Origin of the sequence: Kitasatospora sp. NPDC101447 (genome assembly GCF_044767225.1) — a bacterium.
Lineage (GTDB): Bacteria > Actinomycetota > Actinomycetes > Streptomycetales > Streptomycetaceae > Kitasatospora.
Window position 1 is genome coordinate 245,756 of the sequence record NZ_JBIWNL010000012.1, and the last position, 7,685, is coordinate 253,440.

Consider the following 7,685-nt stretch of genomic DNA (forward strand, 5'->3'; position numbering starts at 1 on the left):
CAAAGTTAGTGGCCAATCACTATCTTCGCAAGGCCCGCGACCGCGGCCGGGTTCCGCCGGGCGGCTCCCGGGCGCGGCCCGGCCGGTCGAGCGAACGCCCGACCGGCCCGCAGCCCCGGACCGGCCGGTCCTCAGACCAGCCGGACGACCGCCTTGGACATCCCGAGGACCTTCTGCCCGCCCGTGGTGGCCAGCAGGTCGATCTGCACCCTGCGGTCGTCCAGCTTCTTGGCGACCTTGGCCGAGACCTCGACCACCGCGCCGACCCCGTCGTTGGGCACCGGCACCGGACGGGTGAACCGCACGCCGTACTCGACCACCGCGGCCGGGTCGCCGACCCAGTCGGTGACCACCCGGATCGCCTCGGCCATGGTGAACATGCCGTGCGCGATGACGTCGGGCAGGCCGACCTCCAGGGCGAACTTCTCGTTCCAGTGGATCGGGTTGAAGTCGCCCGAGGCGCCCGCGTAGCGCACCAGTGTGTCGCGGGTCACCGGGAACGACTGCGCCGGCAGCTCGGTGCCGACCTCGACCTCGTCGTAGCTGATCGCCATCGCGCTCACTCCCCCGCCTCGTCGGCGGCCCGGGCCACCAGGGTCATGACCGACGTCACCACGTGCTCGCCGGTCGCGTCCGTCACCTCGCCGCGCACGGTGAGCACGTCGTTGCCCGCGAGCGACTTGATGTTGTCGATGGTCACCTCGACCGACAGCCGGTCCCCGGCCCGCACCGGGCGGGTGTAGGCGAACTTCTGGTCGCCGTGCACCACCCGGGTGAAGTCCAGGCCCAGCTCCGGGTCCTCGACGACCTGGCCGGCCGCACCGTAGGTGACCACGAACGGGAAGGTCGGCGGGGCGATCACGTCCGGGTGGCCCAGCGCCTTCGCCGCCTCCGCGTCGATGTACGCCGGGTTGGCGTCACCGATCGCGATCGCGAACTCGCGGATCTTCTCCCGGCCGACCTCGTACGGCTCGGTGGGCGGGTAGCTACGCCCGATGAAGGAGGGGTCGAGCGCCATGGCAGCTCCTGGGATCACGGGTGGACACGAAGCGGACGGATACGGAAAAGACTCCGGGCCGCACCCCCCGTGAGGGATGCGGCCCGGAGTCGAAGACCTGAATTCACACAGGCCCGATGCCCTACGACGAGGTCAGCGGGTCTCGCGGTGCGCGGTGTGCGAGTTGCAGCGGGGGCAGTGCTTCTTCATCTCAAGACGGTCCGGGTCGTTACGCCGGTTCTTCTTGGTGATGTAGTTCCGCTCCTTGCACTCCACGCAGGCCAGCGTGATCTTCGGGCGGACGTCGGTGGCAGCCACGGGAGTGCCTTCCTTGGACAACGAATAAGAACACAACAAGAGTAGCCGACCGGGAGTGCGATCTCCCGACCGACTACGCGGGGTAGCGGTGACCGGACTTGAACCGGTGACACAGCGATTATGAGCCGCTTGCTCTACCAACTGAGCTACACCGCCACAGTGATCCGCAGCACAGCCGAAACTGACTGCTTCTCACCAGAGCCCCCATGCGGAATCGAACCGCAGACCTTCTCCTTACCATGGAGACGCTCTACCGACTGAGCTATAGGGGCGAACGAGGAAGAGATTACACGTTTCGCGCCCGGAGGTGAAATCCGTATCCCGCGGCGAAGACCGCAGGTGGGCGAGGTGCACGGACGAGCGATCCAAGGCAGCTCGTTCGATCGGCCTCCGAGGCGCGCGGCCCGACCCGATACGACTATTGCCCGCCTCCCGGCACCCCGCCCCCTGGCGCCATAGGCTCGACGCTCATTGATCGGGATCGACTGGCCGACCGCACGGTCCGGCGCGAGAAGGAGCCGGCGATGGACAGCGCAGCCGCCGACGGGCCGCACCACGGGCCCGGCCCGGCGGCCAACCCGCTCGGGCACGGCCCGGTCCTGCTGCTCACCGGCGCCCGGCTGGCCGACGGACGGGTGGTGGACGTCCGGATCAGCGGCGACCGGATCCAGGCCGTCGGCACCGTCGGCAGCCTCGGCCCGCTGCCCGCCCTGCCCGGCGCGCCCACCGTGACCACCGGCGCCCGGATCGACCTCAAGGGCTACCTACTGCTCCCGGCCCCCGCCGAGGCGCACGCCCACTACGACGCGGCCTTCTCCGCCGCCCTGCCCGCCCCGCCCCCGGACACCCAGACCGACCTCACCCGCCGGGTCACCGAGGCCGCGCTCACCTCGCTCGGCTACGGCGCCACCGCCCAGCGCACCCACGTCCGGATCGGCGACGTGCACGGGCTGCGCCCGCTGGAGGCGGTGCTCACCGCCCGGCAGGCACTGCGCGGGCTGGCCGACCTGCAGGCGGTCGCGATGCCCCGGCTGCTCACCGGGCGGGCCGGTGCGGACGGCCGGGCGCAGCTGCGCGAGGCGCTCAAGCTGGGCGCCACGGCGGCCGGCGGCTGCCCGGAGCTGGACCCGGACCCGTCCGGCTACGTGGAGCTGCTGCTGGAGGCCGCCCGGGAGGCCGACTGCCCGGTGGACCTGCACACCTCGGCCGCCGACGGGGCCCAACTCGCCCGGCTGGCGGGCGCCTTGGCACCGCTGAGGCCACGGGTGACGCTCGGGCCGTGCGGTGCGCTGCCGCGCGGCGCGTCGGCGGTGCTGGCGACCAGCGGGGTGCGGGTGGTCTGCCTGCCGCAGAACGGCGGCTGCACCGGCCTGGAGGGCCGGCCTTCCGGCCTGCGGCCGGGCCTGCTGCGGGAGTTGGCGGCGGCCCGGGTGCCGCTGGCGGCGGGCAGCGGGGCCCTGCGCGACCCGTCCAACCCGGTCGGCCGGGCGGATCCACTCGCGTGCGCCTATCTGCTGGCGGCGAGCGGGGAGTTGACGCCGGAGGCGGCGTACGACGCGGTGGCGAACCAGGCCCGGGCGGCGCTCGGGCTGGCACCGGTCCGGGTGGACGCCGGGTTCCCCGCGGAGCTGCTGGCGGTGCGCGGGGACAGCCTGGCCGGGGCGCTCTCGGGCGGGCACAGCCGGCTGGTGGTGCACAGCGGCCGGGTGGTCAGCCGGACCAGCGCGGTACGGGAGTTCGCGGACACCGTGGCGCTGGCGCTGCCCAGGCAGTCCGGGAGCGCCGAGGGCTGAGCGACGGCCGGGGTCCGGGCCGCGGGGTCCGGGCCGCGGGGCCGACGTACGGGTTCGGACGTGCGGGTTCCGACGTGCGGGTTCCGACGTGCGGGTTCCGACGTGCGGGTTCGGACGTGCGGGTTCCGACCTGCGGGTTCCTGCGCGAACACCAAGGGGCGCGCGACGGGTTGTCGCGCGCCCCTCCCCCACCTGCCGGCCGTCGTTCGACGGCGGTGCGAGCGGCCCCGGGCTTCCCCACACGGAGCTGGGCCCGCTCGGTTCGGTACCGACGCTACGCCTACGGAGCACCACCGCCGTCCCGCCTTGACGCCCTCCTGTCGGCACGCGGCGGACTCTTGATGCCCCCTTGACGACCGGGCCTGCTCTTCCCCGCCCCCTCCCTCTCCCCCTCGCCCACCCGAGCTACGGCACGTACCGGTACCCGATGCCCGGCTCGGTGATCAGGTGCCGCGGCCGGGCCGGGTCCCGCTCCAGCTTGCGGCGCAGCCCGGCGAGGTAGACCCGCAGGTAGTTGCCGCGCCCCTCCTGCGCCGGGCCCCACACCTCGCGCAGGATCTGCCGGCCGGGCACCAGCCGGCCGGGATTGGCGAGCAGCAGGGCGAGGATCCGCCACTCGGTCGGGGTGAGCCGCACCGTGCCGTCGGGGCCGTTCACCGTGGTGGCCGCGAGGTCCACGGTGTGGTCGCCGATCACCGGCCGGACCGGCTGGACGCCGCCCAGCGGCCGGCGCAGCACCGCGCGTAACCGGGCCAGCAGTTCGTCCATCAGGAACGGCTTGGTCAGGTAGTCGTCGGCGCCCGCGTCGAGAGCGCCGACCTTGTCCGCGGCGTCGCTCCGGCCGGAGAGCACGATGATCGGCATCGCGCTGTGGGTGCGCAGGCCGCGCAGCACGTCCATCCCGTCGAGGTCGGGCAGGCCGAGGTCGAGCAGGACGGCGTCCGGGAGCGAGTGCGCGGCACGGTCGAGCGCCTCGCCGCCGCTGGCCGCGGTGCGGACGGCGTACTGCCGGGCGCTGAGGTTGATCCTCAGGGTGCGCAGCAGGGCCGGTTCGTCGTCGACGATCAGGATCTCACTCATGCGGCGCCTCCTCCTCGGGGCCGACGGGCTCGGGGGTGACGGGCTCGGGGGTGATGGGCTCAGCTGCGACGGGCTCGGCGGCGGGGTGCGCCGTGGCGGCGGGCAGGGTGAGCAGCATGGTGGTGCCGCCGCCGGGGGTGTCCTCGACCTCCAGGCTGCCGCCCATGGCCTCGGCGAGGCCGCGGGAGAGCGCGAGGCCGAGGCCGACGCCGGTGGTGTTGTCGGTGTCGCCGAGGCGCTGGAAGGGCAGGAAGACCCGGTCGCGGTCCTCGGGGGCGATGCCCGGGCCGCGGTCGATCACCCGGACCTCGACCTGCTCGGCGTGGTGGCTGGCGGTGACCAGGACGGGCGCGCCGGGGGCGTTGTGGCGCAGCGCGTTGGTGATCACGTTGGCGAGCACGCGTTCCAGCAGGGGCGGGTCGGCGAGCACCGCCGGGGCGGTGTCGAGGTCGAGCGGCTGGATCGGCGCGTACGGGTCGGTGAGGCTGTCGAGCGCGCGGGGCAGGACCTCGTCGAGGTGGGTCTCGGTGAGGTGGAGGGTGAGCGCGCCGGCCTGGAGGCGGCTCATGTCGAGCAGGTTGTCGACCAGACGGGTGAGCTTGACCAGCGATTCGTCGGCGGTGGCGAGCAGTTCGGCCTGGTCCTCGGGCGAGAACTCGACGTCGGGGCTGCGCAGCGAGCCGACCGAGGCGCGGGCGGCGGCGAGCGGGGTGCGCAGGTCGTGGCTGACGGCGGCGAGCAGGGCGGTGCGCATCCGGTCGGCGGCCTTGATCGGTTCGACCTCGGCGGCGACCACGGCGAGCCGGTCGCGTTCCAGGGCGGCGGCGACGTGCGCGGCGAAGGCGGTGAGCACGCGCTGGTCGGCGGCGGGCAGCCGGCGGCCGGTGAGGACCAGGACGGCGTCCGGGCCGACCGGGACCTCGGTGGTCTCGTGCGGGCCATCGCCGTCGCCCGGGTGCTCGTCCGCGCAGTGCGCGAGCACCTCGCCGTCGGCCCGGGAGAGCAGGGCGACGGCCCGCATGCCGAAGGCCGTCCGGGACTTCTCCAGCAGGGCGGGCAGCGCGTCGGCGCCGCGCAGCACGCTGCCCGCCAGGGTGGAGAGGGTCTCGGCCTCGGCGGTGGCCCGGGCGGCCCGGGCGGTGAGCCGGCCGGCGTGGTCGACGACGGTGGAGACGGTGAGCGCGATGGCGGCGAAGACCACCAGGGCCACGATGTTGTTGGTCTCGCCGATGGTCAGGCTGTGGATCGGCGGGATGAAGTAGTAGTTCAGCAGCACCGAGGCGAAGAGCGCGGCCACCAGGGCGGACACGGCGCCGCCGAGCAGGGCCACGATGACCACGCCGAGCTGGAAGATCAGCGCGTCGGTGGTGAGGTTGATCCGGTGGTGCGCCTGGGAGAGCAGCGCGGTGAGCAGCCAGGGCAGGACGAAGCCGGCCGCGTAGCCGACGACGGTGCGGCGCCTGGAGTGGCGGCGGCCGAGCGAGGGCAGCCGGCCGCGGCCGGTGAACTCGTGGGTGACCATGTGGACGTCGATGTCCTCGGAGGCGTCCACGGTGGTCTCGCCGATGCCGGGGCCGGTGAGGAAGCGGTTGATCCGGCCGCGGCGGCTGGTGCCGAGGACCAGCTGGGTGGCGTCGTGGGCGCGGGCGAAGGCGAGCAGCGCGGTGGGGATGTCGTCGCCGACGACCACGTGGTAGCTGCCGCCGAGGTCCTCGACCAGCTGTCGCTGCTGGGCGAGCGCGCCGGAGGAGGCGCCGGCCAGGCCGTCGCTGCGGGTGACGTGGACGGCCAGCAGGTCGCCGCCGGCCGTCCGGTCGGCGATCCGGGCGGCGCGGCGGATCAGGGTCTCGCCCTCGGGGCCGCCGGTGAGGGCGACCACGACGCGTTCGCGGGTCTCCCAGACCCGGTCGATGTTGTGGCTGGCCCGGTAGTCGCGCAGTCCCTCGTCCACCCGCCCGGCGACCCACAGCAGGGCGAGTTCGCGCAGGGCGGTGAGGTTGCCGACCCGGAAGTAGTTCGAGAGTGCGGCGTCCACCTTCTCCGCCTTGTAGACGTTGCCGTGGGCCATCCGGCGGCGCAGGGCCTGCGGGGCCATGTCGACGAGCTCGATCTGGTCGGCCCGGCGGACCACCTCGTCCGGGACGGTCTCGCGCTGCGGGATGCCGGTGATCTTCCGGACGACGTCGTTCAGCGATTCCAGGTGCTGGACGTTCACCGTGGTGATGACGTCGATCCCGGCGGCGAGCAGTTCCTCGACGTCCTGCCAGCGCTTGGCGTGCCGACCGCCGGGGATGTTGGTGTGCGCCAGCTCGTCGACCAGGACGACGGACGGGCGGCGGGCGAGCGCGGCGTCGAGGTCCATCTCCTCGAACTCGGCGTCCCGGTAGGAGCGGTGGACCCTCGGCAGGACCTCCAGGCCCGCGAGCATGCCCTCGGTGTGGCGTCTGCCGTGGCACTCGATGTACCCGACCACGACGTCGGACCCGCGGTCCCGTCTGCGCCGGGCCTCGTCCAGCATCCGGTAGGTCTTGCCGACGCCCGGCGCGGAGCCGAGGTACACCCTCAGCCGGCCGCGGCGGACGCCGGAGCCGGGGGTGAGGTCGCGGGCCATGGGCACTGCTCTTTCCATCGGATCGGAGGTGGTGGACGTCTGCGGACACGGGTCGGCCGACCCGGGCGCGGGAGGCGTCCTCCCGTGCCCGGGCCGGCCCGGTCACCCGCTCGTGTGGGGTGGTGTCACTTCTGCTCGCTGAGCGCCTTGTTGAGCAGGACGACGTTGACGCCGTCCTGTCCGAGGAAGCCGAGCGAACGGCTCTCGGTGTGCGCGTCGACCAGCGCGGCCACCTTCTCGACGGGCAGGCCGCGCTCCTTGGCGACCCGGTCGACCTGCTCCTTGGCGTAGGCCACCGAGATGTCCGGGTCGAGGCCGGAGCCGGAGGCGGTCAGCGCGTCGGCGGGGACGCTCGCCGGGTCGACGCCGTCGAACGCGGCGACGGCGGCGCGGCGGTCGTTGACGGCCTTCAGCAGGTCGTCGCTGTTCGGGCCCTGGTTGGAGGCACCCGACGAGGATCCGTCGTAGCCGGTCCCGGCGGCGGAGGGGCGGGGCTGGAACCACTTCGGGTCCGGCTGGGCCTCCTCCTTCGGGTCGTCCGGGTTCTTCTTCGGCAGGTTGAAGTTCTGGCCGATCAGGCTGGACCCGATCTCCTTGCCGTCGGCCTTCACGATCGAGCCGTTGGCCTTGTCGCCGAAGGCGACCTGGGAGATCCCGGTGACGAGGAGCGGGTAGGCGACTCCGAGGATCACCGTGAGAACCAACAGCACGCGCAGCGCGGTGAAGTGGGTGCGGACGGCGGTCGGCAGGGGCTTGGACATGGTGTTTCTCTCCTTTCCCTGCGTCAGTTGAGGCCGGGGATGAACTGGACGATCAGGTCGATCAGCTTGATGCCGACGAACGGCACCACCAGACCGCCGAAGCCGTAGATCCCGATGTTGCGGCG

At 73.2% G+C, this 7,685-nt stretch carries 7 protein-coding genes and 2 tRNA genes; 1 reads left to right on the forward strand and 8 read right to left on the reverse strand.

What is annotated here, in order from left to right; all coding sequences use genetic code 11:
- Nucleotides 1-131: 131 nt before the first annotated feature.
- From ACIRST_RS19805 to ACIRST_RS19825, 5 genes are all read right to left on the reverse strand, one after another.
- A complete protein-coding gene (locus tag ACIRST_RS19805; RefSeq protein ID WP_350519866.1) occupies nt 132-554 on the reverse strand; it encodes a MaoC family dehydratase in 423 nt (140 codons plus the stop codon).
- Nucleotides 555-559: 5 nt separating this feature from the next.
- On the reverse strand, nt 560-1,018 hold the full coding sequence (locus tag ACIRST_RS19810; protein ID WP_402803233.1) for a MaoC family dehydratase N-terminal domain-containing protein: 459 nt from the start codon (nt 1,016-1,018) through the stop codon (nt 560-562).
- Between the two features lie 132 nt (nt 1,019-1,150).
- The gene (rpmG, locus tag ACIRST_RS19815; protein ID WP_006604855.1) at nt 1,151-1,315 is read right to left on the reverse strand and encodes a 50S ribosomal protein L33; all 165 of its coding nucleotides are present in this window, start codon (nt 1,313-1,315) and stop codon (nt 1,151-1,153) included.
- Nucleotides 1,316-1,398: 83 nt separating this feature from the next.
- Nucleotides 1,399-1,471 (reverse strand) — tRNA-Met (locus ACIRST_RS19820).
- Between the two features lie 43 nt (nt 1,472-1,514).
- Nucleotides 1,515-1,587 (reverse strand) — tRNA-Thr (locus ACIRST_RS19825).
- A gap of 252 nt (nt 1,588-1,839) precedes the next feature.
- Here ACIRST_RS19825 and ACIRST_RS19830 point away from each other — a divergent pair.
- Entirely contained in the window at nt 1,840-3,108 is a 1,269-nt protein-coding gene (locus ACIRST_RS19830; RefSeq protein WP_350519864.1) for a hydrolase, read from the forward strand.
- A 405-nt stretch (nt 3,109-3,513) separates the two neighbouring features.
- On the opposite strand, the gene ACIRST_RS19835 is transcribed toward ACIRST_RS19830, so the two are convergent.
- The 3 genes from ACIRST_RS19835 to kdpC form a co-directional block, all read right to left on the reverse strand.
- On the reverse strand, nt 3,514-4,188 hold the full coding sequence (locus tag ACIRST_RS19835; RefSeq protein WP_350519863.1) for a response regulator: 675 nt from the start codon (nt 4,186-4,188) through the stop codon (nt 3,514-3,516).
- On the reverse strand, nt 4,181-6,799 hold the full coding sequence (locus tag ACIRST_RS19840) for an ATP-binding protein (RefSeq protein WP_402803234.1): 2,619 nt from the start codon (nt 6,797-6,799) through the stop codon (nt 4,181-4,183). The genes ACIRST_RS19835 and ACIRST_RS19840 overlap by 8 nt, the downstream gene beginning before the upstream one ends.
- A 125-nt stretch (nt 6,800-6,924) precedes the next feature.
- Entirely contained in the window at nt 6,925-7,560 is a 636-nt protein-coding gene (kdpC, locus tag ACIRST_RS19845; RefSeq protein ID WP_402803235.1) for a potassium-transporting ATPase subunit KdpC, read from the reverse strand.
- Nucleotides 7,561-7,685: the final 125 nt, after the last annotated feature.